This is a genomic window from Bacillus sp. 3G2, assembly GCF_044324725.1.
In the GTDB taxonomy this organism is placed as follows: Bacteria; Bacillota; Bacilli; order Bacillales; family Bacillaceae_G; genus Bacillus_A; species Bacillus_A mobilis.
The window spans coordinates 951384-976332 of record NZ_CP172246.1 but is presented as its reverse complement, the minus strand read 5'-3'; the positions used below and the strand labels follow the sequence as shown (position 1 = coordinate 976332).

Below are 24949 nucleotides of genomic sequence, written 5' to 3'. Positions count from 1 at the left end.
AGCATACTAATTGATTATTAGCTTTCACACATTCTGCTTTTTTACAGGTATCCAATGACTCTTTTATAAAATTGCACTGCCTATAAAAGCAAGAAACATCGAAAGGAGAAATTTTTTTAACATATCATATCTAGTTATTTAGATATCTGTTATTGTATTTTAGATTACATACTCCTGATAATATTGGCATCCAATCATGCTTATAATAATGCTTCTTTGTTAATGAATTTACTTTCAAAATACTGCTACGAATGGAGAGTTTTATAAATGAAAAAAGTAAATCCTTTACTTATTCTGACACTTGCAATAGGTGTATTCGGAATTATTACTACCGAGATGGGTATTGTCGGCGTATTACCACAAATCACTGAAAAATTCGGAATTTCAACTACACAAGCTGGATTTTTAGTAAGTATATTTGCACTAGTTGTTGCTATTTCTGGTCCGTTTTTAATTCTGCTCGTCTCTAGTATGAATCGCAAAATAATTTTATTAACAGCAATTTTCATATTTGTTATTTCAAATTTAATCTACGCTTATACAACACAATTTGAAATCATGCTTATTTTTCGTATTTTACCGGCTGCGCTTCATCCACTCTTCTTTTCAATCGCTCTTGTAACAGCTGCTAAACTTGTCCCTCCAGAAAAGAGCGGTCAAGCAGTTACAAAAGTTTTCATGGGAATTACCGTTGGCTTTGCTTTAGGTGTACCACTAACCTCTTACCTTGCAGACCAATTTTCACTCGAAATGGCTTTCTTATTTGGAGCATTCGTTAACACTCTTGCATTCATTGGAATACTACTCCTACTTCCTTCTATGCCTGTTAAAGAAAAAATGTCTTTCGGCAAACAAATTCGTATACTCGGCAAACCAGGATTATGGTTAAATATTTTAACCGTCACATTCCTTTTTGCAGCCATGTTTTCCGTATACAGCTACTTCGCTGAGTACCTTGCAAAAGTAACTTCCATGAATGGATCTCTCATCAGTATCATGCTATTCATATTTGGTATAGTCATGATTTTAGGTAATCATTTATTTGGTGGTCTCCTGCAAAAAAGCATAATAAACACTGTAATATCATTCCCTATTCTATATTCTATTGTTTACATATTGGTTTATTATTTAGGTTCCTACCTTGTTCCAATGATTTTTATAGTATTCATTTGGGGAATCGTACATGCTGGTGGATTAATTGTTGGTCAAACATGGTTAATAAGTGAAGCTAAAGAAGCACCTGAATTTGGTAACAGTCTATTCGTTTCGTTCTCAAATCTCGGAATTACTTTAGGAACAACTATTGGGGGCTGGTTCATTTCAAACTTAGGTATTCACCAGCTTATTTGGAGCGGCTTTATATTCACACTACTCTCATTTCTATTAATTATAATAAAACTAAAATTTTTCAATTCTAATAGCCAGGCTTCATTATCAAGCTAGTACATTTTCAGTTCCAAATTCGATAAAAAATATTATACATTCTTCTTATAAGATTTTATTAACTAAAAAGTATAATGCTCAAAGCCTTTAGCCATAATTACGACTAAAGGCTTTTTTGTATATAAAATAATTCTAAAAGGAGCTAATTTTATGGAGCATAATCAAAATGGAGTACTTGCTTTAATTGTTTTGTTTTTAGGATTAGTGTTTTTTGTTAGTGGAATGGTTTATCATTTATGGGGTTCTTTTTAATGGTACGATTATAATCACTCCTAAAAACCCTCAAGTATATCGTTCCTTTTTTAATTTCAACGTTTAGACAGATACATAATTCCAAAACTAAAACGTTTATTGCAATTATCGATATGGGACATTTCACAAAACAACTTAACATGGTAAAATAATATTCGGACAGGAGTCCAATATTATTAAAATTAAGATGGTTCAAGTCGGAGGAAGGCACCTTAGGGTGTCTTTTCTTTATTTTCAAAAGGACCTGCTCAATCATTGCGTAAAAAACATAAAGTAAGTTGAATCCATTAAAATACATGAGTGACCCCTTGTTTTCCCCTCTTATTAAAGGAGGAACTATTATGGGATTTGGTGGTAGTTGTAGTAGTGGTTGTGGCGGCGGCTTTGCTTTACTAGTTGTATTGTTTATTTTATTAATCATTGTTGGAGCTTCTTGCTTCTGCTAAAAAACTATTGGAAACGACACTCTTATATGGGTGTCGTTTCTTTGTAATAAAGGAAGGTTTTTACATCCAAATTAGTTATTTACACAGCACTTTATTTCTTCTCATCCCTCATACTGTAATACCCCAAATTAATAATAATTAAGAAATACCCACCCATAATTCCAGCTGCAAATGTCCACATGTACTCACGGTGTTCAATTTCATACATAATAATCGCGCCGAGTATTGCCGCTGCAAACCGATTCATCATGCCTAGCATTGGTGCTTTTTCTTTTTTTACGATGCTATCTCCGAATTTTTCGATACGCCTTCCTAAAATCCAGGCGCAGTACATACTCACTAAAAGGCCGATGCTTATCCCTACAAACTGTGCTGAAAAAGGTGTCACCAACCATCCCAACAACATCACGCCTAGCAAACAATATATTTGTATGTTAAATGATCTTAATGCCATACGAATCATGTTATGCTCCTTATCTTTCCTATTAATCCCATCTTTCGGACTTCAAGCTTTCCGATATATCTTTTTTAAAATGGGGGAATTTGATTTTGCTCACCATTAAATAAGCGAGTACGCATGTGCCAAATGCCACGGAAACCGGGTTATTTAAGAGACATAAAATGAGAAGACACATTGCCGCAAACGGAATAGGCATTCCGATGAATGTCGGGAGTTTGCTTTGTTGTGTATTAAATCTCGCAAGCCGCAGCATTCCGCAAATACTATATGCGAGCGCACATATCATCCCGACAGACTGCAAATCTTTTAAAGCAACACTATATGCAAGAATAGATGGTGCCACACCGAAGGTCACTAAATCCGCAAATGAGTCTAGTTCTCCGCCTATTTCCGAAACAGCATCAAGTTTCCGAGCGACCATACCATCAAACAGATCAAATACCATACCTGTAATAATGAACATCACTGCACCGTACATATCGTGAACGAAAACAGCGTGAATAGCCAAAAGCCCACACACAAAATTTGCTATCGTAATCATATTTGGTATGTAACTCATCACACGCATCTGCTCCTTTCTACTAATTGCTTCTTACTCATTAGACTCAAGATCCTTCTGCTTTTCTTCTAATATCACTTTATTTATTTTCGTTAACGTATCAGTCATTTGCTGCAAAGCTTCGATATCAATTTTCGAGAAATATTTCTCGATTAATTCATCATCTAACTCAGACAATCGCTCCATATATTTACTACCGTTTGGGCCGAGCGTAAGGAAATACTCCCTTTTATTGTTAGGATTCACTTGTTTTGAAATCATCTGTTGCTTTTCCAATTTCGATAAAACTTGGCTCACAGCACTTTTCGTTATATTAAAAGTAGTCGCAATGTTATTTGCTGTCGTGTTTTCATTTAAATGAATATGAAATAACATGCTCTCTTGCTGCCCAGTAAGACCGAACTCATCCTTTAAATCTTGAAATAGTAAAATGTAGAGTTCCGTGTAGGCTCGATTCATTTCATTAATTACTTCTTTATACGATTTAGTCATAGCTTTCTTCCTCCATGCTGTTATTTCGTTTTAATAGTTTAGTTCACTTAACTAAACTATATTATACCTTTATGTTCGTGTAAAGGGAAATATCGCTCCAGCATTCACAAGGAAAAAAAGAAGACATCAATTAAGATGTCTCCCTTTCATACTCAAAACCCCAAACTCTCACCATTCGTCTTAATTACTTCTTTATACCAATCGAAGCTTTTCTTCTTCGATCTTTTTAATGAACCTTTTCCTTCATTATCTTTATCAACGTATATATATCCGTAACGTTTTTTCATTTCTCCAGTAGAAGCACTTACAAGGTCAATTGGGCCCCAGCTTGTATATCCGATAATGTCTACTCCATCTTGGATTGCTTCCGACATTTCAATCATATGTTTTTGTAAGTAATCAATACGGTATTCATCATTCACTTCTTCTTCACCATTTAATTGATCGATTGCACCGAGACCATTTTCAACAACAAATAAAGGTTTTTGGTAACGATCGTACAGTTGGTTCGCTGTAATACGGAAGCCTTTCGGATCAATTGTCCATCCCCACTCTGATTTTTCAAGGTATGGGTTTTCAACAGAACCGAATACATTCCCGCTCGTTATGCTTTTTAACACTTCTGGATCTGTACTTGTTGCTCGGCTTGAATAGTAGCTAAAGCCAATGTAATCAACCGTATGCTCTTTTAAAATTTCCTCGTCTTCTTTTTCCATTTCAATTGTTACATTATTGTCTTTAAAGAAGCGTTTTGCGTATCCAGGATATGCTCCTCTTGCTTGTACATCAATGAAGAAGAATGATTCACGGTCTTGTTCCATCGCACGAAGAACGTCGTCTGGATTACATGTGTACGGGTACGTCGCACCAGCAGCAAGCATACAACCGATTTTTGCATCTGGAATAATTTCATGACACGCTTTTACAGCTAACGCACTTGCGACAAGTTGGTGATGCGCTGCTTGATATTGAATTTGTTTTTTATTATCACCTTCTTTAAACGCTAAACCTGCTCCCATGAAAGGTAAATGTAAAAGCATATTAATTTCATTAAACGTCATCCAATATTTCACTTTATCTTTATATCTATTAAAGATCGTTTTTGCGTACGTCTCGAAGAAGTTTACAAGCTTTCTACTTCTCCAGCTTCCATACTTTTCTACTAAATGAACAGGTACATCGAAGTGAGCCATCGTAACGACTGGTTCAATACCGTGCTTTAACAGTTCATCAAACAAATTATCATAAAACTGTAATCCTGCCTCATTTGGCTTTTCATCTTCACCACTTGGGAAAATACGCGTCCACGCAATCGATACACGTAACGCTTTAAATCCCATTTCTGCAAAGAGTGCAATATCTTCTTTATAACGATGATAAAAATCAATCGCTTCGTGTGACGGGTAAAACTCTCCTTCTACAGGTGTAAAGGAATGAATATTTCCTTTCATAATATCCCAACGGTTCTCACCAGTTGGTAATAGATCAACCGTCGTTAATCCTTTTCCATCTTCTACATATGCGCCTTCAACTTGATTGGCTGCAGTTGCTCCACCCCATAAAAATCCTTTTGGAAAATTAACTTTAGACATATAGAAAAACTCCTTTATATAAGAATGAACGAAGAAAGCTATTGTAAGTTTTAAAGAATACCTTTCTTCGTTTGAACCTGTATGAAATGTAACTACTATTTAACTCCTAACTTTAGTAAGCAATCTCCTGCTTGAATCTTTTCTATTTCCGTTTTTTTGATGCTATATTTATCATAATTTGTAACAACAACTGGTGTTGTCACAATGTAACCCGCCTTTTGAATTTCAGCTATATTAAACTCAATAAGTAATTGTCCTTTTTCTACTCTCGCTCCTTGTTCAATATGAGAAAAGAAAAATTCGCCATTTAATTTCACAGTATCCATCCCAATATGGATTAAAATTTCAGCACCTGAATCCGCCGTAATTCCTACCGCATGATTCGTCGGGAACAGCGCAGAAACCGTACCTGAAACTGGTGAAAACAACTTTCCTTCTGAAGGCTCAATCGCAACTCCTTCACCTAGCGCACCTGATGCAAATGCAGCATCGTCAATATTTTGAAGCGGCATAACGACGCCATGGAAAGGACTAAAGATTACTTCATCATCGTTTGATGCAGCAATTTTATCAATTGTTTCAGCTGTTTCTGTAGATATTTGCTTTTTCGTAAAACCAAATAAGTAAGTCAAAATAAAACCTACTACTAAAGAAACAACCATTGAAACAATTGCGCCCCAAAATCCAGCTGTAATTCCATCTTTCGGACTAATAAATGTCGGAAGCGTAAATATACCAAGTCCGCCTGTCATATAAGCTTGTGTACCAAATACGCCAAGTATTGCGCCGCCAATTCCTCCAGCGATACAGCTCATAATAAACGGCTTTTTAAGAGGAAGTGTAATCCCATATATCGCCGGCTCTGTAACGCCGAAAATCCCTGAAATAAAAGCTGGAATGCTAAGTGTTTTTAATTTTTTATCTTTCGTTTTCATCCAAACGCCAAGCACAGCACCAATTTGAGCAAATGAAGCGGCAAATATAAGCGCTAGTATCGGATCAACACCGTTTACTGCTAAATTGTTATAGCCAATCGGAACAACGCCCCAATGAAGGCCAAATATGACAAGTACTTGCCAGAAAGCACCGAGTAAAGCACCCGCTACTAATGGGCTTGCATGATAAACCCAAAGCGTCGCCTGTCCTAAAAATTGTCCTGCCCACGTCGCAATTGGGCCAATAACGAGAAATGTAACTGGTACAACGATTAGTAACGTTAAGAATGGTAGTACAAATGTTTTCACAACATCCGGAATCACTTTCTTTAAAGACTGTTCTACTTTCGCTCCAAAATAAGCAGCGAGAATAATTGGAATAACAGATGATGCATAGTTCATTAAAATAACTGGTATGCCTAAAAACGTAATATGAATTGGTGATTCAAACATCGTCCCTGCAAATAACGTATATAATGGCTCACTTGCTTTTAAACCGGATAAAGCCGGATAAACTAACGCTCCTCCAATTGCCATACCGATGAATGGTGATCCCCCGAATTTCTTACTTGCTGTATATCCTAAGAAGATTGGGAAGAAATAAAATAACGAATCGCCAACTGCATTTAATATTTGATACGTTCCTGACTTCGTACTTAACCAGCCTAACGCTACAAATAATGCATTAAGTCCTTTAATCATCCCAGTTGCAGCTAACACTCCTAAAATAGGAGTGAAAATGCTAGAAAGAATATCTATAAGACTACTCTTTTTCTTCTCACCCGCACTTTCTTCCTCTGTTTCTTGAAACCCTCCAACAGCAATAACTGCTTTATATACGTCGGATACATGGTTACCAATTACAACTTGATATTGTCCGCCGCTTTTCATAACAGTCACAATGTCTTCCATACTTTTCAGTAATTCTGTATTTGCTTTCCCCTCATCTTTCAACTGAAATCGTAAACGAGTGACACAATGTACAATGCTACTTATATTTTCTCTCCCGCCAACATTCTTCAGTATATCTTTTGCTAATTTTTCATACTTCATAGTAATTTCCCTCCCTACAATCATCCCATTTATCATTTTTATAAAAGAAAAAACCTAAACTAACCATAACGGTGTGATACATACGAATCACTCCATTACAAGTCAATTTAGGTTTTGCCTGCCAAACAGTAACAATCCCGTTTATTCAATTACATAATTCGTTGCGTTTCGTTACACGATGAATGTGCAACGTCAAGTACACCTTTTCATCTTTTGAAAGATGACTATTATGTGCTTTTCGTAAGTATGCTTCAATTTTTTCTGTACAACAATATGCCTCTTCATACTTACTTTTCACTTGCTCGTATAAAAAATCATCATCGGCCGAGTTCAATTCCTTCTGCATTAAACGCTGCGCGAAATATCGTAAATGCGTTACAAACCGACTATAATTAAATGAATTTTCATCTAAGTTCATCTTATAGTGGTACTTTACAACATTTAAAATATCTTGGACGATTTTCGTCATCGCTACCGTTTGTTGCATCGCCGGCTCGCCTTGCTGCGCATTAACGAAATGCAAGGCAATTGACCCTGCTTCATCTTCAGAAAGTCTAAGCCCAGTCTCTTCTTCAATTATGTTCAAAGCTTGTAGACCAATTTCAAACTCTTTCTGATAGAACCTCTTAATCTCCCAAAGCAAAGTATTTTTAAGATCCATTCCTTCTTTATGCCGAGTTAAGGCGAAACTTAAGTGATCTGTTAATGTAAGATAAATATAATCACTTAAAGTCCCCGGCAAAGCTGTCTTAGCAAACTGAATAATTCTCTCTGTAATCTCTAAATTTTCTACAGGAATTTCAGTTAGCAACCTAGCAAGTTTCTCTGATAATTCTCTTGTTTCTAGCACAAAGGTCTTTTCTATCTTAGATTCATCAATCGCATCGCCTACTTTTTTCTGAAATCCCAAACCTCTGCCCATCAGTACAACTTCTGTCTCAGTATCCTTCATCGTACAAACAACATTGTTATTTAAGATTTTATGGATTCTCATATTGTTCCGCCTTCTTCTTCTTAAAGTCACAAAAGGTAATAAAAAAACCTAAACTGATTCCAAAAGCCACACTACACCCGTAGCCTCTAGATCAATTTAGGTTTTGCCTGCCGAACAGTAACAATCCTTTTACTTATTAACTTACCTTCATTATACACAAAAAGTAAGCGGTTGCAATGATAAATTATTGAATATTTTTTTACAAAGAACAATACTATCTATTTATCAACTGTTGCTTAAATTCATCTAAAACTTTCTTTCTCTCTTCATAATCTTCCGCATCAGCTTCTTCCCAAAGCTCAAGGTCAGCCCCACGTCCAATTAATGCAATCGCATTACTGCGAACTTCTTCTTGAAGACAACCTTTCTCCAATTGTATTGCCGCAAGACCAATATATACTAAAGACATTACCTCTAACTCTTCCTCCATATCAAACTCATCTACATACTCTTCTAAAATGAGCTTAGTTGCTTCTTCCGCGCTGCTACCTTCTTCTATATATTCAATAAACTGCTCTTTCACATCACAAGTCGTGTCATCATCAAATAATCCAGTTCCCCAAGCGCCCATATGCTACAGCTCCTTCTTTATGCTTTTTCATTTCTATTTCAATCTTAAATATAGTAAAGTTCATTACAAGACTAGTTATATACATCATTATATTTTACAATTACTATAGGTAATATATATTTTTCACTACATGTATCATTCTGAATAATTAAACATAATTATCAATAAAATTCCATATAGACCCAATAATGGTTAAAATGTTATAATGAAATCACCCTACATAGTTACTCATATTCATACGGAGGAACTAGCGTCTTATTAAGCAATGCGCATAACTCAAATAAAAAAGACACTTTGAAGTGTCTTTTTTATTTATTTTCATAAGAATTATCTCTTTTATAAACAAAATCTATCAAATGAAAAAGGAGACTATCATATGGAGCATCCTCTAGCAAGAGAACTACGTAACATACGTGTATGCCTTATTATCTTAATCATTGTCATTGCATTTTGGGATCGTGAGAAAACTGTGGAAATCACTGATCATGATAGTGATTCTAGCTTAAACATTAGCAATATGACCCAAGTTGGCGATAATACATTTGCTTATAAAGACGAATCTAATCGAATTAAAATATTTAAGTTTGACCCGGATACAAATGAAATAAAACTAATAAAAGAATTTTACGCTAGCGAATATTAATTATATAAAGGCACCTTAAGGTGTCTTTTTTTATTTTCAAAAGGACCTGCTCACGTTTATACGTCAAAACATAAAGTAAATGGAATCCGTTAAAAAAACACGAGTGACCCTTTGTTTTCCCCTCTTATTAAAGGAGGAACTATTATGGGATTTGGTGGTAGTTGCGGCGGAGGCTGCGGTTTTGCTGGAGGATTTGCATTATTAGTTGTGTTATTCATTTTATTAATCATCGTTGGAGCTTCTTGCTTCTGCTAAGACTAAACAAACTATCGGAAAAGACACTCTTATATGGGTGTCTTTTCTTTGTGGAGTAGAATGATGAAAAGACAGATTTACAATGCTAAGCGATTTGTTGGTACTACTCCTATAAGAAAACATGTCTTTATAACCTATCTTCTTATTTTACTGAAATACTTCATCTATTCATTCATGTTCTTCGTATTCATTGATGAATCACCAAGAGCTTCTTGTACTCCTCGAATGTTCTCAGCCTTTTTAATTCCCTTCACTTTTCTATCTGTATAATCTATTTTGAAAATTCTACACATAAAAAAGGAAAGTGAAAAAAACACTTTCTTTTTGTTAAAATCTACATATCTATTCTATTTTTTGTAAAGCACCTGTTTTCTTATTTACTCCATAGAAAACTGTTTCATTCTTAGACCAATCTGTTACTTTATATCCGTATTGATCTTCAGTTTCAAATTCTTCTACATATACCGCAGTCCCTGGATGGCCTTGAGCTTTTAAGAATGAATTTACAATAGACAATCCAGTCTGGAAATTAGGTACTTTTAGAGTAGTAGCTTCATTATTCACATTTTCATTATTCTTTTTCTCTTCTACATTAGAAGCTTCTGTTTTCACTGACTCTTGTTTTTGTTTCTCTTCTTGCTTTTGTTTTTCAGCAAGTTGCTTCTGCTGCTCTTCTCTTTTCTTTTGTTCTTCTCGTTTTTTCTGTTCAGCTAACTTCTTTTTCTCTTCTTTGTCTTTTGCAAAAGATTTTGCTTCTTCTTTAGCCTTTGTAACGAATTCTGACCACTTCTTTTCTTGCTCTTTAATTAATGGATGATCAATATTGAACTTCATAAGACCATCTTTCGTTACTTCATCAACATTACTCAATTCTTTATTTTTAAGAATTTCTTCAACCAACTCCATATTCTTTTCGTTTTCTTGCAATTGAGATTGGAGTTCTTCTGTCTCTTTTTCAACACTTAATAGAGATTTTGTAATTTGTTTTTCAAATTGATGTTTAGGTAGCTCTTTTATTTTATTAACTTGCTCTAGTGTAATCTTCGGTGTTTCTGTTTTTTTCATATCATGTAAACGATCCATCTCTTTAGACAGAGTTTTTAAATCATCTGTTTTCTTATCTTGTTTTAACTCACTAGCTTCTGCATATAAATCACTAGCCTTCTTGTAATCTTGTTTTTCCATTAAGGAATCTGCTCTCTCAATAATATTATTCACTTTCCCACTTCCTAAGAAGTAATTAGCTCCGAATCCTAGTGCTAGAACTAAGATGACCAATAATGGGATCCATAAAGCTTTTTTCATACGTTTGTAACTCTCCTTTTTTAAATTTCTTTTATTAATATATACAATATATTAAAAGTACAATTCATTATAAACCACTATAGTGGAAAAATGAACCAAAAAACTTTTTCAATATAATTTATTAAAAGTTAATTAGCAGTTAGCGTCAAGACACAGGGCTTAGCGTTGTAAGTCCACATTTCCCTGGCGCTATCTCTATCTATAGAACATGTCCATAACTTATATTTCATTACGTGTAGTTTTTCATAAACATATCCAGCCTCTTCAGCTGTAATTCCAAATCGTTTAGCAGCATTAGATATGATTCCGTTAGAAATATATGCGCCATATTCTCGTTTACTTTATTTTTGCAAAAAAAGGGAAGTCTCCCTCACTTTTTTTAAAAGATTATTTATATTCTCTCACTAACATCAGATACTTTGTCGCCGACGGCAGATATTTCTTTTTTTAGATCTCCTATTCCTTCCAATATTTGTTCATGTCTTTCCTCTTCTTTATAAAGCTTTACACATTCCTTTAGACTATCAGCTTGATATATATCTAAATACCCAATAAATTTATCAATTATTTTAGTTTCGCAAAATAATTGAGGTAATTGTGTAGAATGAATAAATTGATCCAACGTATGTGATATTTCTTTTTTTAGTCCTTTTTGTTTATTTATTAAAAAGCACTTGCCTATGAAATAAACATAAATATTAGTGACTTGTCTAATAATTGGAAAGAACAAAAGAATTAATACTATGATTACGTTAATTCCTATCAGCATAGGCCATTGACCTGGATTAGTTATAAAAAGGTCTTTTAATATAAGAGTCATAGGCATAATTTTTTTTATTGATACAACAATTATTTCTAACATAATTAAAATGATTACTAGTAGGGCTCCACTTAAAAGAATAGGTCTTTTTACCCTATTATATTGCCTATTTAATTCTTCATATTCTCCTGCTAGTTGTTTACCTTTTGTTAATACTTCTCTAAGCTGTTCTTTTCCCAAAAAAATCCCTCCATAAGTTTACAAATAATGTCTTGATTTTCTAATGAAATAGATTCATTGATCGTGTTTCTCAAAGCTATTCTCCTTTTGAAATATGTATTATAATTTGCACCCGAATAAGTATACATTAATATTCTTACATTTGTAATTATTTAATAAAAGGATATAGTAATATTTTTATTTTAAGGTGAACTCTTAGCTTGATAGCTGCTATCACATAAAAAAAGACACCCTAAGGTGCCTTTCCTTTAAAAACTAAAAAGTATGAGAAATGGAACCTTTAGCCTTAATTACGACTAAAGGCTTTTTTTGTATGTAAATAAATGAAAAAGGAGCTAATTGTATGGAACATAATAAAAATGGAATGTTTGCTTTAATCGTTCTGTTTGTAGGACTAGCATTTTTTGTTTTCGGTATGGTTTATCATTTATGGGGAACGGCTTAAAAATAAATAGTAATCCATTTAGAAGAAATTCAGGCGCAATATCCTGAACTTCATCTCATTAAGCACCAATAATCATTTACCTAGTTATGAAACCCCTCATTATGCTTCAGGGGTTTCCGCTTTAAAACAATTATAAAAAAAGGCCCCATCAATGGGGCGCTCAAAAAATAATATAAGTAAATGAATTAAAACAAATAACAGACAACTAAAATATATAAGGTTAACATCATATAATCTATATATATATGCAACATTACATAAAATTCTTTATTATTACATGCTATACTAAAACAGGAGTCGACAATCGTTATTTTCTTCTTATTTTTAAAGCAATATGGATATATCTTCTTAACTTCATTTGGATTGTACAAGCAAAAGAAGACATCGTAATCGATGTCTTCTTTTCTTATACTTTTATGAATTTTTTTGCGAAGATGCTCTCCAAGCACGAAAAGATGTTGGGCGTCCAGAATGAGCTCTTTGCTTTGCAGCAGCTGATTTTTCTTCAATATTCATTGGTTTTTCTTCAATAGTCGCTGGTTTTTCTTCCACAATCACTAATTTTTCTTCAAGAATAGTCACAGCTGTTTGCATTTTTTCCAGCTGTTCTTTTAAAGCTTGCTGTTCAATCTTTAAATCCGTAAGTAATCGTAAAATCATTTCAGAATTGGCCATAAAGATCCTCCTTCCCCCAATACACAGAATAAAATACAATATGTCATCAGCATAATACCCGTGACAAAAATAAGGTCGTCAATTCTCATAAAATCTAAGCATCTTTTATTTTTCAAAAGGACCTGCTCAAGTTTATCCGTAAAGACATAAAGTACATTAAATCCATTAATTAATGGTCTTTATGGAAGGAGGAGTTAATATGGGCTATGGCGGTAGTTGTGGTGGAGGCTGCGGTTTCGGCGGCGGATTCGCTTTACTTGTTGTACTATTTATTTTATTAATCATCGTAGGAGCTAGCTGTTGGGGCGGCGGATTCGGCTGCTAATAAGAGGCACTCTTGAGAGTGTCTTTTTTTTATGTTTTTAGATGTACAGCCCCTTCGCATTCGCACATTTTAAAATTGACATAGCATTTCATGCACCATATACTGTTAACAACAGTATACTGTCATTAACAGTATTAATTCTAATTCATTCAAGGAGGTATATCCATGAAACATACAGGAAGACATACAGGTGCATTTCTTTTGTTATTTTTGGCAGAAGGTGATAACTATGGCGGGCAATTATTGCAAAAGTGCGAGGAAGAACTTCCAGTTAATCCAATCGATAGCGCCATTTTATATCGTACGCTAAAGAAATTAGAAAACGAAGGTGCAATTGAATCTTACGTAAGTACAGATCATCAAGACAAACCGAGAAAGATGTACAAAATTACCCCTGCTGGAAAAGAACAATTGGCAGATTTCCAAATGGATATTGAAGAAAAAATGAAGAACTTATCCTTTTTCCTGGGCAAATATAAGGACTTAAAGGATTCCGACCATGATTAACGGCGTGATTCTTTATACTTTAGCCATTATTCTTACGGGGATTTCTTTTATGAAGGACCGCAATAAAACGAAAAGAGCTCTAATGAAGTCGTGGAAAATGTTTCGCAATCTTCTACCTGCGATGCTCTCCATCATGCTCTTCGTTGGCTTATCGCTTTCTATATTAACGCCATCTTTCATCTCTTCCATCATTGGGGAGCAATCTGGATTTCTCGGCATTGTTTATTCAGCGATACTCGGATCCGTTGCACTTATTCCAAGCTTCGTCGTATTTCCTCTTGGCAATACGTTAGTCCAACACGGCGCAGGCCTTCCTCAAGTTGCGGCACTTATGTCTACACTCATGTCAGTAGGGCTTACAACATTACCGATGGAACAAAAGATATTCGGACGAAGCTTTGCTTACGCACGTAATGCATCTGCATTACTCATGTCTCTCCTATTCTCCTATATCATTTGGATGGTGATGGTATGAAAGAACTAAAGAGATATCGCTTCTTTTTCATTTTACTACTGGGGCTCATTGTATTAACTTTTATAAATCAATCTTTAGGATGGAGCGCATTACAATTAACAGGAAATAGTATTTTAGATATGTTGTTTCTCCTTCCCCCTGTCCTACTATTTGTAGGATTACTTGATCAATGGGTGAAGAAAGAAACGCTCATGAAATATATGGGCGAAAATTCCGGCGTATACGGAATCTTATTCTCTCTATTATTAGGCGGCATTGCAGCTGGTCCTCTCTACGTTGCCTTCCCAATTGCAGCACTCCTATTACAAAAAGGCGCCAGCATTCGGTACATCGTATTTTTCTTAGGTGTTTGGACAACTGCGAAATTGCCGATTCTCGTGTATGAATTCTCTTCATTTGGAGCTACTTTTACACTCATTCATATTGGTTTCGGTTTAATATTCTTTTATGTAATGGGGCTTATTTTTGAGAGGTTTTATGATCAGGAACAGTTGCTAAAGTATGATGTTACGGAAGAAATGTAAGATTAACAAACATTGGATAACAGACGCAGAAGATCGAACTGTCATTGTAGAAAAAGATAAACCAACATTAACAACATGTTACCCTTTCCACTACATCGGTGACCCCCAGATCGATATTACTACTACTTAAAAGGAGCTGTCTCACGAGTCATCTTTTGACCATGTGACACCTCCTTTTTATTTTAGAAACATTACCATAACCTTAACTCGATACAGTATAATAAATGTACAATAAAAAATTCCATATTTTGTATTATACTATTTTTTGGAGGTGATTATCTTGAGTAAAAACGTGAATTTACTTCTTCAAATAGTAATTGGAATTATAATCATGATCACGCCCATTATCATCATAGGGTTGACGTATGATGGATCGACAGCTATGGGCAACTTATTAGTTGCAGAATTTATAATGAGAATACTATCCCTCATTATCGGCCTTTTAGTCATTAGTAAAGCTTTACATCGTTATTCCCAATAGTTATTCATACTAAAAAACAGACAATACATACACCACATTTTCCTCGGCTGTTTGAACTATTATTGCGAAAGAAATATAAAAAAGACATCTTTAATCGTAAAGATGTCTTTTTTATATAAAGTGAAACTTTAATCAGCGGGGGTTTTCTTCATCCCCCTTTGATTATTAGCCCTCACCAATCGGACTTTTATGGGCAGCCCGACCCCCACCTAACTTCTTTGCTTTCGCTGCATTTTGAGGTGGGGGTCTTACTGTCCATTAAAGCGGGATAAACCTTAATTCTCGTTCTGTAAAACCCTCGCTGCCTTTACTCCCTCTTTCTCTTCTTTTAAAAACAACGATACGATAAAAGCAACAATGATAAAGACTAACCCCAATGTAAATGCACCTTGGAATCCTGAAGTTAAACCGTTTAACTTCTCTACTGGATCCATTGGATTTGCGGAGCTTTCCATATAGCTAGTTGTTCCTGAAGACATTTTCGAAATAAAGATAGCTGTTCCAATTGCGCCAGCTACTTGTTGCAACGTACTAAACAGTGCTGTTCCGTGCGGATATAAATCTGGTGTTAATTGATTTAAACCGTATGTTTGTGCCGTCATGACAAACATGAGTCCAACCATTAATACGCTATGCATGACAATAATTTGTACCATTGATGTATCAGGAGTAATGCCTTTAAATAAGAACATTGCTATCCCTACTAACACAATACCGGGAACGATAATAACTTTGGGACTAAATTTATCAAATAGTTTACCTGCGATTGGTCCCATTATGGCGCTAATAACACTTCCCGGAAGCATGATAATTCCTGATTTAAAAGCTGTCACGAGTAAAACTGTTTGCAGGAACATCGGTAATAAAGTCATTGTTGAAAATAACGACATCATCACAATGACAATTAATCCAACTGATAATGTAAACATCGGAAATTTAAATGCGCGTAATTCTAAAATTGGATTCTCAATTTTCAATTGTCGAATTACAAAAATACATAATGAGATAAGCCCAACAAGTAAAGTGCCATACACTTTCGCATCAGACCATCCTAAATCACCCGATGCACTAAAGCTATACACAAGTCCGCCAAACCCTAATGTCGATAAAAGGATAGATGGATAATCTACTTTTGGCCTTGTTAACTCTGAAACATTTTGAATGTACTTCATTCCAATCAAAATTGAAATGATCACGATCGGAATAACAATATAGAATAACCAGCGCCAATTGAGTGAGTCTACGATTACTCCAGATAATGTAGGACCAATTGCTGGAGCTGCCATCATTACAAGTGCGATTAATCCCATTGTGGCACCACGTTTTTCAGGCGGACAAATAATTAAAATCGTATTCATTAATAACGGTGTAATTAATCCCGTCGCTACAGCTTGGACGATACGGCCGACTAATAAAATGGAAAATGTCGGTGCGAATCCTGCAATTAATGTACCGACTAAAAATGTTACCATAGCGATCAAAAACATTTGTCTCGTTGTGAGCCATTGCTGAAGTAACGCTGTAATTGGGACTAAAACCCCAACTACTAACATGTAAGCTGTAGAAAGCCATTGAATCGTTGAAGCTGTTACATCAAATTCTTTCATTAATACCGTTAACGCATTACCAAGCAACGTTTCGTTTAATAACGCAACCATTGCCCCTAAAAGTAATGCAATTAAAATTGGGGTATGTTTCATATTAGAAGTATCAACTTTGCCACTTGCAGGGCTCTTAGTTGTCATATTCATTTACAAATTCTCCTCCTGTTTCTTACTTAAAAAACTTTAAATACACCGGAACACATGTAATATAATATACATATGTAGATTAAAAAGGGAGAATCAATTTTCAGCCACTGTATATTTAATCTACAAAAAAGGAGAATTGTAGATGAATGATAATGAAAAACAAATTGATTTACGTATTAGACGTACACATAAATTATTGTGGGATTCCTTATTTGAATTAATGACGCAATCAAAACAGAAATATAGTACCATCACGATTAACCAAATATGTGACCGCGCGATGGTACACCGAACAACCTTTTATAAACACTTTGAAGATAAAGATGCTTTATTAGCCTTTGGATTTAAACGATACAGCAAGATGATTGGTGAAATACCGGTTTCGGATCGATTAAGTAAACCATTTCAAGTAATGGAACAATTCCTACACCATGAAGAAATCGGTAAAATATTAGAGACGCAAATGTCTGATGAACAATTTATTAACCGGACACAGTATTTAAGTCACGAAACGAGAAAACAAGAAATAGAAGCGTTAAATCAACTTTGTAAAAACCATACGATGCCAAATGATTTAATCATTGAATTTTATTCAGGGGCAATCACCTCATTAAGCGCATGGTGGTTTAAAAATGAAAGAAGCGTTTCTGCTGCTGAAATGGATAAGTATCTCCACCAACTTATTAACCGGGATATTTTTCAGTTTGGAAAAGAATAATTTTATCGATAAAAAAAGCCCATATGAAATGGGCTTTTTGCATACTATTTATTCTCTTTCAACTTCCCTAACTCCCGCTGCACTTCTTCTTGTAAATTTTGATCTAACACTTCTTGTTGATTCGGGGACTTCATATTGTAAAAGTAGTTGCTAGCAGCTGTTTCTGCTTCTAGTTTCTGTACGTAAGATTCAATACGTGCAAAACCTTTCGCTGTACTTTCTGTATGGAACGAATCAATTGCTCTGTTGCTTTCTTTTATCGCTTGCGCCGCATTTAACCTTGAAACAAGAACGAGTTCTTTATATTGCAATTCTCCATATTTCTTTTGCAGTTTGTCAATTTGTTCATAAAGCGTCGCTGTTTGCTCTTTTGTTATTTCGTACTGCTGGCGGTATAACTCCGCTTTTTTCTCATTCACAATTTTTTCTTGCAGGGCTAACTGCGCCATATGATCTTCTTCGCGTGATACAGCAAGTTCCGCTTGGCGCGTTCTCTTCGCAATAAGAGCAGTCGTTTCTGAAATTAATGCTTCATATTTTTTTTCTAAATAATATTGATGCGAAAGTGCTTTTTCCGCCTTCGTAATTTGCTGTTCTGTCTCGCGAAGATATTGCTTTAACATACTAATCGGATTTTCTATCTTATCTAACGTTTGATGCATATCCGCCACTACAATATTTTTAATACGTTTTAAAATACCCATTATTACTTCTCCTCCTTACGAATACTTCGTTCCCATTGATCTAAAATATCCACTTGTTGGTGCACTTGAAAATCGCTGTATACATCTATATGAGTTGCCAACCTTTTTTCTTTTAATTTTTTATATGTCCAACCAATTATCGCAACACATGCAAGCAACGGAAGAACTGGTAATACACCAATAACTAGGAGCAATATGCCTGTCCACTTTTTAACCATATTCCCTTCAGACTTACGAAGCATGTACCAACCGAAAAGAACAAATCCAAACGCTAACAGGAATGGTATAAAGAATACACCTTCAAACTCTTTTTCATGGTGTTTTTCATGATGCTGATCTCGCTCAAAGTTATTAAATTTCTCTTTTTGCGTAACGAAAGCTTCTCTTTCTTTATCGTGAGAAACAGTATATGCTGCTTGCTTATGTTTCTCATGATCCCACCTTTCAAACTTCATACTATGTAATCCAAACAGTAGTAATCCCAGAAGTAACGGGAGGATCAAAACCCATTTTAACCAACGCAATTTTTTACGTTTATTCTTTTTCATCCGTTCACCACCATCTATCCTTCGTTTTGAAATAAGTAAAAAATGTATGACCTCCCTTTACCTTTGATACATACGATTGTAAAACGTAGACGTGAGAAGAAAATGAAGGAAGCATGATGAATATATGAGAAATATATAAGAAATTTCTCATAATGATTTCAAAACGAAAAAAAACAATTTCTCCATAAAAAATAGAGAAATTGGGTCCTTGTTTCATTATTTTTATTCACTTTAGCAACTCACATACCACCCTTCTTCAAATCCGAACTTTCAACAACTGAACGGGAATACCCCACCTTCTTAACTCGCATCATCCACTTTGTTCATACGCTGACCTGATACATGTTCATCTGGCCGAAGTTGTTGCAAAGCAGCTTCGGATGTTGTTAGATAGGAATTTTTAAATAGCTTCTTCATTATGGAGAAAAAACCGTCGATAAATTTAAGTTACAAATATTCAGAATTAATATTAAAATATAAAATGGGGATAGGGGTATGGGATTATAAAATTTATACATAACGAGGGAATAGAAATGAAACTACAATTAAAAGCGGATTTAGGGCTACTACTAGTTACATTCTTTTGGGGTGCATCCATCTTACTTACAAAGGTTGGACTCGAAGGCATAGAAGAATACAACTTAATCGCATTACGATTTATTATCGCCTTTCTTTTATCAGGTTTAATATTTTACAAACATTTATTCAAAATTGATTTTAAAACTGTAAAATATGCATTTATACTCGCTTCTGTCTTATTTATCGTTTACATTTTCGCGACTTTCGGCACAAAGTATACGAGTGTTTCTAATGCTGGTTTCTTACTATGTCTCACAGTCATTTTCATTCCGATATTATCAGCTATATTTTTAAAACACATTCCGGAAAAGAAAGTGGTAGTAGGAATCTTTTTAACGATAATAGGAATCGGCTTATTAACATTAACGAGCGAATTCAAGATCGGTAACGGCGATATATTTTGCATACTATCTGCCTTATTTTATGCCATTCACGTCATCATTACTGGCAGCGTAACAAAACATGTGAACTCCATTGCACTTGGAGTAGTGCAACTCGGTTTCGTCGGCCTATTTAGCCTTATTTTTTCATTCATTATCGAAACACCAAAGCTTCCTAGCACAACCAACTCATGGCTCATCATCTTAGCCTTAAGCATATTTTGCACCGCAGTCGCTTTCATCGTGCAAGTTATCGCCCAGCAATATACGACGCCTACACATACAGGGCTTATCTTCTCATTAGAACCTGTCTTTTCCGCAGGCTTCGCTTTCGTTTTCACAGGTGAAACACTTACTGGGAAAGGATACTTAGGCGCGACACTTATATTAGTGAGTGTATTGATTGCTGAGGTGGATTTTAAGAGTGTATTGCGGCCTAATTACAAGAAAAATATGGAATAGTTATTTCGCTAAAGTACATAAACATACCCCGAAAATATTCGTTTGTATTATTTTCACCCTCTTACCTTAATTTTTTAGATGCTACCTTCGAATAAGGTAGCATCTAAAATATGTTACAAGGAATTATTATATTTATGTAGCCTGCATAGTTAACCTTTTCTACATTACTTACTGCACATAGTCATACAAATTTTTCGCTAACAATAAACAAGTTACTGTAATGAAAAGAGCACGAACATACCCGCTTCCTTTTTTTATAGCAAACTTGGAGCCAACAACCCCTCCAGCAATTTGAGCAATTCCCATTATAAAACCATACGCATAGTTCACTTGCCCTACATACATAAACATCAACAACGCACCAACATTACTTCCTAAATTAAGAAGCTTCGCATTACCTGCTGCTTTTAAAAAATCATACCCAATAAATAAAAGAGAAAACATTAAAAACGAACCTGTGCCAGGACCTAGAAATCCATCATAAAAACCAATAGTAAAAACAAAAAAAGTAAAAATAATGACGTGTCGACCAGACAATTTCTTATGAGTGGAAATACTACCCCAATCCTTTTTGAATATCGTATAAATAGCGACCACACCAAGCATAATCAGCATCAATGGCTTCAGTACTTCTGGGTTCATTAAATGAACGGTCCATGCCCCTATTATGGAACCTATGAAAGTGAGTGGAACTAATTTAAACGCCGATTTCAAATCAAGATTACCAGAACGATAAAACACAATATTACTAGTTGCACTTCCCATCGTCGATGCTAGCTTATTTGTGGCTACTGCACTTGCTGGATTCAATCCTGTAAATAATAAAGCTGGTAAGGCGATGAGTCCGCCACCACCTACAACTGAATCAATAAATGCAGCCACAAACCCAAAAACAATCAAAATCATTAATACAGATGGGTCTAAATAAAAATCCATATTAGTAGCCTCCCCTTTAGTCACTATCGTAATAGTAACTATGAATTTGCTAAATGTAAAGAGTTATTGTAACGTTAAAATATAAAGTGAAACTTTAATCAGTGGGGGGGGTTTGTTCATCCCCACTGATTATCAGCCCTCACCAATCGGGCTTTTACGGGCAGTAGATCCCCCACCTAACTTCTTTGCTTCCGCCGAATTTTGAGGTGGGATCTTACTGCCCGTTAAAGCGGGATAAAAGCAAACATCGGAGGACGAAAAAAGTGGACTACATAGTGCAACAGCTTAAAAAAATGGGTTTTAATGAATATGAAGCTAAATCTTATGTATCTCTTGTTAAACAGGGGCCTGTCACAGCCTACCAAGTGAGTAAGGACTCAGGTGTCCCAAGAGCGCGAATTTATGAGATTTTAAGTAACCTTGTAGAAAAAGGAATTGTCATGAAGGAAGAAATAAATGACACTACCCGCTATTCACCTCTACCTGTTGAAATCTTTTTACAGAAGGCGCAATCAGAATGGCAGTCTACTTACGAAGGAATAAGTGATTCATTAAAAAAACTAGAAACTTCTGAGGAAAAAACGGATAATCGAGTAATTACTTTAAAAGACAATCAAACAATCATTAGCTACTGTCAGACATTAATAAAAAAAGCAGAACAACGTATTGTCATCTCGATGTGGGATGAAATGTATGAAGCGTTAAAAGAGGATCTAGCTGAGGTAGCTGATAAAGTCACAGTACAAGGTATTACCCTGCATGTTGAAAATCCAATTAAAAATTTAGAAGCCCATCGTATCACACCCTATACAGAAACCCGTTCTACAGAACATTGGTTTATTTTATCCATAGATTCTAAAGAGATGATTTATGGACCATCACTTGAAGAGCGTAATGTTGCTTTTTATACAGATGATCCAGTTCATATATACCTATTAGAGGATTATGTATGGCATGATGTGTTAGTGAACCGACTTGTCCGACGTAGCCAAGACGATTTGGAGCAATGGATTACTGCAGAGAGAAGAGCTTTCTTTATGGGGAAATAACAAACATATTCAAAAAATAAAGCATAAGTGAATTCAATGGAAAACTTATGCTTTATTTTATATGCAAAGTGATACCCAAATCTTTTCACTATTTCTCCTCCACAAACTGCCCAAACTCTTTCAAAAATCTCAACTTAAAACTCCCCACAGGTCCATTCTGATGCTTTGCCACATGAATCTCCGTCATCTCTTTCTGCTTCGTTTCCTTATCGTAATAATCTTCGCGATACATAAGCATAATGACATCCGCATCTTGCTCAATTTGTCCTGTTTCTCTTAGATCAAATAAAAGAGGTGTCACCTTATAACTCTATGTGACACCTCTTTTTCAAACATTTAATGTAGAATTGTTATTATTAGATTTTAATTTTGTTTTTCTTACAATTGCCGTTATTACCTTCATTAACAATAAGGGGATAATAGCTGCGTATATAATATATATAATTCCGTATTTAATAATAACCCCTAATCCATCAGTATCTCTCATTATAAAAGTGACATAATCTACATTTTCAAACAGTTCAATAACATTAGTAAATAACCTAGTGGCTAGAGCTAAACACCCTAAATAGAATAAAAAATTCATAAATCTAGAACTACCTTTCGTTACATACATGAGTATAAATGATATAACAAAGCCTATATAAATATATGTAGCATATTCAACCGCATACGCAATAACAAGAAATCCACCGATGAAAAAAGCTATTAAACCGGCTATTAAAATAGCTAAAACTAAAAAAAATGTCCATTGTCCAGTAGGTATTGGAATCCCTACTGAATGAGTATCGTTTTGTTTCAATCCTACATCCCATGTATCGCTATCAGGATCTAATGTATACCCTCTGTCATATAAATTATTTTCTGCCTCTCGACTTGCACGTGTATTCCCTTCGTAATATAACCGTTCTAGCTCTTCATCTGACTTATTCGAGTAATCCCCCATAAACTTCCCCCTATCCAATAATTTTTTCATTTATTTTTATTGATTTTTCAGTCTTTTAACTAGAAACAGTTATTACAATCAATCTTGTGCGGTAATATAAATCATGGAGACAAAGCTCTTTTCTTACATATTCATATCAATAGTCTTTTAGCTCGATCCCGTTAGCGGCTTTCGCTACCATTTTCGAGATTATCTTAAACTGTACGACCATAAGGATTGGTACTCGTAACATGAAATTGCGCAGAAAGATTTTAAAGCTCGATTTTTCAACCATGCTCCCAGCAGCTAGTTTCCCTATTTTTTGATTCTTCTCAACAAACTTTCTCATCTCTTGCTCATAAGCAACATAGGCACGGGAATGATCACCACGCGCATTTTTTAGTTCGCCTGCTAATACATAAGCTCCGACAAGCGCTAGACTAGTACCTTGCCCTGATAGAGGTGATGGACCATATGCCGCATCACCTACCAATGTAATTCGACCTTTTGACCATGTTGGCATGTGAATTTGACAAATCTCATCAAAATAAAAGTCATCCGCCTCTTTCATAGTTTTAAGTATGTGTGAAGTTTCCCAGTCTTCTGTATGGCCTACAAATGCATTTTCTACAAGTTTTCTTTGAGATTCTTCATCATAGCGGTCGTACTCCAGTGCCTCCGATTGGAACAGGAACATACCTTTTGCCTCTGTATTACCACGAGCGCTATACATACCCACAGTTTTGCCTGGCATTGTATAAAGCATTACGCGGTGGTCAAGGTTGAGGTAATTCTCGAGGGTGAAAATCGAAATATAACAACCAAGTGTACGTTTAAACTGTGCTTCATCACCAAAAGTCAGGGACCTCACATTAGAATGCAGCCCGTCCGCACCGATAACCAGATCAAACGTCTGTGGCTTTTCATGAATAAATTGGACTTCTACACCATCTTCAGTTTCATGTATAGCAGTAATTGACTCACTCCAAATGTACTTAATTGTATCCTTAGTTAAATCGTACAAAATATTACTCAAATCATCACGCATGATTTCGATGTCCACACCATGCTGGTTCGCGAAACCCGCTTCACTTAATTGACCTTCAACATCACCTTTGCTGTTCACGAAGTACACACCGGTCATGTTTGTATCAGCTGCACGGACTTGATCGAGTATACCCATCTGTCCAAGCACCGTAACAGCTACACCACGAATATCAACCCCATATCCACCAGAGCGCAATGCAGGTGCGCGTTCTACTACAGTCACGTCGAAGCCATAACGATGAAGCCAGTAAGCGAGTGCCGGACCGGTAATGCTCGCACCAGAAATAAGGACGCGTATCGCTTTTTTCATAATTACTTATTCACTCCTATCCTAATGAAAGTCTTAACATACCCTCCAGTATATTCACCGCAACAAAATAATAGGTATTGAACTATTCAACAAATAACCCGCTTGCTG

General features: G+C 35.3%; 28 protein-coding genes and 1 pseudogene. 12 read left to right on the top strand and 17 right to left on the bottom strand.

What is annotated here, in order from left to right; translation table 11 throughout:
- Window positions 1-267: 267 nt before the first annotated feature.
- Window positions 268-1443, top strand: coding sequence for an MFS transporter (locus ACHZK0_RS04935; protein ID WP_270606527.1), 1176 nt, complete (start codon window positions 268-270; stop codon window positions 1441-1443).
- A 593-nt stretch (window positions 1444-2036) separates the two neighbouring features.
- Window positions 2037-2141 (top strand): YjcZ family sporulation protein, encoded by a 105-nt coding sequence (locus ACHZK0_RS04930; protein ID WP_000505689.1) that lies wholly within the window; start codon window positions 2037-2039, stop codon window positions 2139-2141.
- A gap of 91 nt (window positions 2142-2232) precedes the next feature.
- Here ACHZK0_RS04930 and ACHZK0_RS04925 read toward each other — a convergent pair whose 3' ends face one another.
- The 7 genes from ACHZK0_RS04925 to ACHZK0_RS04895 all read right to left on the bottom strand — a co-directional run bounded on the left by ACHZK0_RS04925 (window position 2233) and on the right by ACHZK0_RS04895 (window position 8797).
- On the bottom strand, window positions 2233-2604 hold the full coding sequence (locus ACHZK0_RS04925) for an ATP synthase subunit I (RefSeq protein ID WP_262741527.1): 372 nt from the start codon (window positions 2602-2604) through the stop codon (window positions 2233-2235).
- Between the two features lie 22 nt (window positions 2605-2626).
- A complete protein-coding gene (gene pssA, locus ACHZK0_RS04920) occupies window positions 2627-3160 on the bottom strand; it encodes a CDP-diacylglycerol--serine O-phosphatidyltransferase (RefSeq protein ID WP_395761692.1) in 534 nt (177 codons plus the stop codon).
- A 33-nt stretch (window positions 3161-3193) separates the two neighbouring features.
- On the bottom strand, window positions 3194-3652 hold the full coding sequence (locus tag ACHZK0_RS04915) for a MarR family winged helix-turn-helix transcriptional regulator (RefSeq protein WP_395761252.1): 459 nt from the start codon (window positions 3650-3652) through the stop codon (window positions 3194-3196).
- Window positions 3653-3804: 152 nt separating this feature from the next.
- Window positions 3805-5244 carry a 6-phospho-beta-glucosidase gene (locus ACHZK0_RS04910; RefSeq protein WP_395761251.1) on the bottom strand — a complete coding sequence of 480 codons (1440 nt, stop codon included), beginning with the start codon at window positions 5242-5244 and terminating at the stop codon, window positions 3805-3807.
- A gap of 95 nt (window positions 5245-5339) precedes the next feature.
- Window positions 5340-7232 carry a beta-glucoside-specific PTS transporter subunit IIABC gene (locus ACHZK0_RS04905; RefSeq protein ID WP_395761250.1) on the bottom strand — a complete coding sequence of 631 codons (1893 nt, stop codon included), beginning with the start codon at window positions 7230-7232 and terminating at the stop codon, window positions 5340-5342.
- Window positions 7233-7377: 145 nt separating this feature from the next.
- Window positions 7378-8226, bottom strand: a complete 849-nt coding sequence (gene licT, locus ACHZK0_RS04900; RefSeq protein ID WP_262741532.1) for a BglG family transcription antiterminator LicT — start codon at window positions 8224-8226, stop codon at window positions 7378-7380.
- Window positions 8227-8440: 214 nt separating this feature from the next.
- The gene (locus ACHZK0_RS04895) at window positions 8441-8797 is read right to left on the bottom strand and encodes a MarR family transcriptional regulator (protein ID WP_395761249.1); all 357 of its coding nucleotides are present in this window, start codon (window positions 8795-8797) and stop codon (window positions 8441-8443) included.
- A 376-nt stretch (window positions 8798-9173) separates the two neighbouring features.
- Here ACHZK0_RS04895 and ACHZK0_RS04890 point away from each other — a divergent pair, with 376 nt between their 5' ends.
- Both ACHZK0_RS04890 and ACHZK0_RS04885 read left to right on the top strand, forming a co-directional pair.
- On the top strand, window positions 9174-9440 hold the full coding sequence (locus tag ACHZK0_RS04890; protein ID WP_262741534.1) for a YmzC family protein: 267 nt from the start codon (window positions 9174-9176) through the stop codon (window positions 9438-9440).
- A 144-nt stretch (window positions 9441-9584) separates the two neighbouring features.
- The gene (locus ACHZK0_RS04885) at window positions 9585-9695 is read left to right on the top strand and encodes a YjcZ family sporulation protein (protein WP_000505681.1); all 111 of its coding nucleotides are present in this window, start codon (window positions 9585-9587) and stop codon (window positions 9693-9695) included.
- Between the two features lie 342 nt (window positions 9696-10037).
- On the opposite strand, the gene ACHZK0_RS04880 is transcribed toward ACHZK0_RS04885, so the two are convergent.
- The 3 genes from ACHZK0_RS04880 to ACHZK0_RS04870 all read right to left on the bottom strand — a co-directional run bounded on the left by ACHZK0_RS04880 (window position 10038) and on the right by ACHZK0_RS04870 (window position 13120).
- Window positions 10038-11000: a hypothetical protein gene (locus ACHZK0_RS04880; protein ID WP_395761248.1), complete on the bottom strand. Its 963-nt coding sequence runs from the start codon at window positions 10998-11000 to the stop codon at window positions 10038-10040.
- Window positions 11001-11391: 391 nt separating this feature from the next.
- A complete protein-coding gene (locus tag ACHZK0_RS04875; RefSeq protein ID WP_000514180.1) occupies window positions 11392-12000 on the bottom strand; it encodes a hypothetical protein in 609 nt (202 codons plus the stop codon).
- Window positions 12001-12859: 859 nt separating this feature from the next.
- Entirely contained in the window at window positions 12860-13120 is a 261-nt protein-coding gene (locus tag ACHZK0_RS04870; protein ID WP_270606541.1) for a hypothetical protein, read from the bottom strand.
- Window positions 13121-13319: 199 nt separating this feature from the next.
- On the opposite strand from ACHZK0_RS04870, the gene ACHZK0_RS04865 reads away from it, so the two are divergent.
- The 5 genes from ACHZK0_RS04865 (at window position 13320) to ACHZK0_RS04845 (ending at window position 15432) form a co-directional block, all read left to right on the top strand.
- Entirely contained in the window at window positions 13320-13445 is a 126-nt protein-coding gene (locus tag ACHZK0_RS04865; RefSeq protein ID WP_000540377.1) for a YjcZ family sporulation protein, read from the top strand.
- A gap of 165 nt (window positions 13446-13610) precedes the next feature.
- Complete coding sequence (locus ACHZK0_RS04860; RefSeq protein ID WP_098080458.1) at window positions 13611-13952, top strand: PadR family transcriptional regulator; 342 nt, start codon at window positions 13611-13613, stop codon at window positions 13950-13952.
- Window positions 13945-14427 (top strand): hypothetical protein, encoded by a 483-nt coding sequence (locus tag ACHZK0_RS04855; protein WP_270606543.1) that lies wholly within the window; start codon window positions 13945-13947, stop codon window positions 14425-14427. The genes ACHZK0_RS04860 and ACHZK0_RS04855 overlap by 8 nt, the downstream gene beginning before the upstream one ends.
- The gene (locus ACHZK0_RS04850) at window positions 14424-14951 is read left to right on the top strand and encodes a permease (protein ID WP_395761247.1); all 528 of its coding nucleotides are present in this window, start codon (window positions 14424-14426) and stop codon (window positions 14949-14951) included. Before ACHZK0_RS04855 ends, ACHZK0_RS04850 begins: the two co-directional genes overlap by 4 nt.
- Window positions 14952-15231: 280 nt before the next feature.
- Window positions 15232-15432, top strand: a complete 201-nt coding sequence (locus ACHZK0_RS04845) for a hypothetical protein (protein WP_088095367.1) — start codon at window positions 15232-15234, stop codon at window positions 15430-15432.
- Between the two features lie 275 nt (window positions 15433-15707).
- On the opposite strand, the gene ACHZK0_RS04840 is transcribed toward ACHZK0_RS04845, so the two are convergent.
- Window positions 15708-17183, bottom strand: a complete 1476-nt coding sequence (locus ACHZK0_RS04840) for an MDR family MFS transporter (RefSeq protein ID WP_097819026.1) — start codon at window positions 17181-17183, stop codon at window positions 15708-15710.
- Window positions 17184-17325: 142 nt separating this feature from the next.
- Here ACHZK0_RS04840 and ACHZK0_RS04835 point away from each other — a divergent pair, with 142 nt between their 5' ends.
- Window positions 17326-17901, top strand: coding sequence for a TetR/AcrR family transcriptional regulator (locus ACHZK0_RS04835; protein WP_395761246.1), 576 nt, complete (start codon window positions 17326-17328; stop codon window positions 17899-17901).
- Window positions 17902-17945: 44 nt separating this feature from the next.
- Here ACHZK0_RS04835 and ACHZK0_RS04830 read toward each other — a convergent pair whose 3' ends face one another.
- Window positions 17946-18605: a PspA/IM30 family protein gene (locus ACHZK0_RS04830; RefSeq protein ID WP_395761245.1), complete on the bottom strand. Its 660-nt coding sequence runs from the start codon at window positions 18603-18605 to the stop codon at window positions 17946-17948.
- Between the two features lie 2 nt (window positions 18606-18607).
- Entirely contained in the window at window positions 18608-19153 is a 546-nt protein-coding gene (locus tag ACHZK0_RS04825) for a hypothetical protein (protein WP_262741538.1), read from the bottom strand.
- A gap of 533 nt (window positions 19154-19686) precedes the next feature.
- Here ACHZK0_RS04825 and ACHZK0_RS04820 point away from each other — a divergent pair.
- Window positions 19687-20574, top strand: coding sequence for a DMT family transporter (locus ACHZK0_RS04820; RefSeq protein WP_270606549.1), 888 nt, complete (start codon window positions 19687-19689; stop codon window positions 20572-20574).
- Between the two features lie 168 nt (window positions 20575-20742).
- On the opposite strand, the gene ACHZK0_RS04815 is transcribed toward ACHZK0_RS04820, so the two are convergent.
- Window positions 20743-21510 (bottom strand): TSUP family transporter, encoded by a 768-nt coding sequence (locus ACHZK0_RS04815; protein ID WP_395761244.1) that lies wholly within the window; start codon window positions 21508-21510, stop codon window positions 20743-20745.
- A 263-nt stretch (window positions 21511-21773) separates the two neighbouring features.
- Between ACHZK0_RS04815 and ACHZK0_RS04810 the strand changes: the two genes are divergently transcribed.
- Window positions 21774-22559 (top strand): TrmB family transcriptional regulator, encoded by a 786-nt coding sequence (locus ACHZK0_RS04810; protein ID WP_395761243.1) that lies wholly within the window; start codon window positions 21774-21776, stop codon window positions 22557-22559.
- 88 nt (window positions 22560-22647) lie between these two features.
- Here ACHZK0_RS04810 and ACHZK0_RS04805 read toward each other — a convergent pair.
- From ACHZK0_RS04805 to ACHZK0_RS04795, 3 genes and pseudogenes are all read right to left on the bottom strand, one after another.
- Window positions 22648-22854 (bottom strand): annotated as a pseudogene (locus ACHZK0_RS04805) (DnaB-like helicase C-terminal domain-containing protein); the annotation flags it as partial.
- Between the two features lie 33 nt (window positions 22855-22887).
- Entirely contained in the window at window positions 22888-23505 is a 618-nt protein-coding gene (locus tag ACHZK0_RS04800) for a hypothetical protein (RefSeq protein ID WP_395761242.1), read from the bottom strand.
- 136 nt (window positions 23506-23641) lie between these two features.
- The gene (locus ACHZK0_RS04795; RefSeq protein ID WP_395761241.1) at window positions 23642-24841 is read right to left on the bottom strand and encodes an FAD-dependent monooxygenase; all 1200 of its coding nucleotides are present in this window, start codon (window positions 24839-24841) and stop codon (window positions 23642-23644) included.
- Window positions 24842-24949: the final 108 nt, after the last annotated feature.

Excerpts from the sequence above, each read along its gene's own strand:
- ACHZK0_RS04890 (WP_262741534.1), top strand. The coding sequence starts at position 9,174 with ATGGAGCATCCTCTAGCAAGAGAACTACGTAACATACGTGTATGCCTT.
- ACHZK0_RS04880 (WP_395761248.1), bottom strand. The coding sequence starts at position 11,000 with ATGAAAAAAGCTTTATGGATCCCATTATTGGTCATCTTAGTTCTAGCA.
- ACHZK0_RS04925 (WP_262741527.1), bottom strand. The coding sequence starts at position 2,604 with ATGATTCGTATGGCATTAAGATCATTTAACATACAAATATATTGTTTG.
- ACHZK0_RS04800 (WP_395761242.1), bottom strand. The coding sequence starts at position 23,505 with ATGGGGGATTACTCGAATAAGTCAGATGAAGAGCTAGAACGGTTATAT.
- ACHZK0_RS04865 (WP_000540377.1), top strand. The coding sequence starts at position 13,320 with ATGGGCTATGGCGGTAGTTGTGGTGGAGGCTGCGGTTTCGGCGGCGGA.
- ACHZK0_RS04840 (WP_097819026.1), bottom strand. The coding sequence starts at position 17,183 with ATGAATATGACAACTAAGAGCCCTGCAAGTGGCAAAGTTGATACTTCT.
- pssA (WP_395761692.1), bottom strand. The coding sequence starts at position 3,160 with ATGAGTTACATACCAAATATGATTACGATAGCAAATTTTGTGTGTGGG.
- ACHZK0_RS04860 (WP_098080458.1), top strand. The coding sequence starts at position 13,611 with ATGAAACATACAGGAAGACATACAGGTGCATTTCTTTTGTTATTTTTG.
- ACHZK0_RS04915 (WP_395761252.1), bottom strand. The coding sequence starts at position 3,652 with ATGACTAAATCGTATAAAGAAGTAATTAATGAAATGAATCGAGCCTAC.
- ACHZK0_RS04930 (WP_000505689.1), top strand. The coding sequence starts at position 2,037 with ATGGGATTTGGTGGTAGTTGTAGTAGTGGTTGTGGCGGCGGCTTTGCT.
- ACHZK0_RS04815 (WP_395761244.1), bottom strand. The coding sequence starts at position 21,510 with ATGGATTTTTATTTAGACCCATCTGTATTAATGATTTTGATTGTTTTT.
- ACHZK0_RS04870 (WP_270606541.1), bottom strand. The coding sequence starts at position 13,120 with ATGGCCAATTCTGAAATGATTTTACGATTACTTACGGATTTAAAGATT.
- ACHZK0_RS04820 (WP_270606549.1), top strand. The coding sequence starts at position 19,687 with ATGAAACTACAATTAAAAGCGGATTTAGGGCTACTACTAGTTACATTC.
- ACHZK0_RS04830 (WP_395761245.1), bottom strand. The coding sequence starts at position 18,605 with ATGGGTATTTTAAAACGTATTAAAAATATTGTAGTGGCGGATATGCAT.
- ACHZK0_RS04935 (WP_270606527.1), top strand. The coding sequence starts at position 268 with ATGAAAAAAGTAAATCCTTTACTTATTCTGACACTTGCAATAGGTGTA.
- ACHZK0_RS04895 (WP_395761249.1), bottom strand. The coding sequence starts at position 8,797 with ATGGGCGCTTGGGGAACTGGATTATTTGATGATGACACGACTTGTGAT.
- ACHZK0_RS04795 (WP_395761241.1), bottom strand. The coding sequence starts at position 24,841 with ATGAAAAAAGCGATACGCGTCCTTATTTCTGGTGCGAGCATTACCGGT.
- ACHZK0_RS04885 (WP_000505681.1), top strand. The coding sequence starts at position 9,585 with ATGGGATTTGGTGGTAGTTGCGGCGGAGGCTGCGGTTTTGCTGGAGGA.
- licT (WP_262741532.1), bottom strand. The coding sequence starts at position 8,226 with ATGAGAATCCATAAAATCTTAAATAACAATGTTGTTTGTACGATGAAG.
- ACHZK0_RS04910 (WP_395761251.1), bottom strand. The coding sequence starts at position 5,244 with ATGTCTAAAGTTAATTTTCCAAAAGGATTTTTATGGGGTGGAGCAACT.
- ACHZK0_RS04905 (WP_395761250.1), bottom strand. The coding sequence starts at position 7,232 with ATGAAGTATGAAAAATTAGCAAAAGATATACTGAAGAATGTTGGCGGG.
- ACHZK0_RS04835 (WP_395761246.1), top strand. The coding sequence starts at position 17,326 with ATGAATGATAATGAAAAACAAATTGATTTACGTATTAGACGTACACAT.
- ACHZK0_RS04855 (WP_270606543.1), top strand. The coding sequence starts at position 13,945 with ATGATTAACGGCGTGATTCTTTATACTTTAGCCATTATTCTTACGGGG.
- ACHZK0_RS04825 (WP_262741538.1), bottom strand. The coding sequence starts at position 19,153 with ATGAAAAAGAATAAACGTAAAAAATTGCGTTGGTTAAAATGGGTTTTG.
- ACHZK0_RS04850 (WP_395761247.1), top strand. The coding sequence starts at position 14,424 with ATGAAAGAACTAAAGAGATATCGCTTCTTTTTCATTTTACTACTGGGG.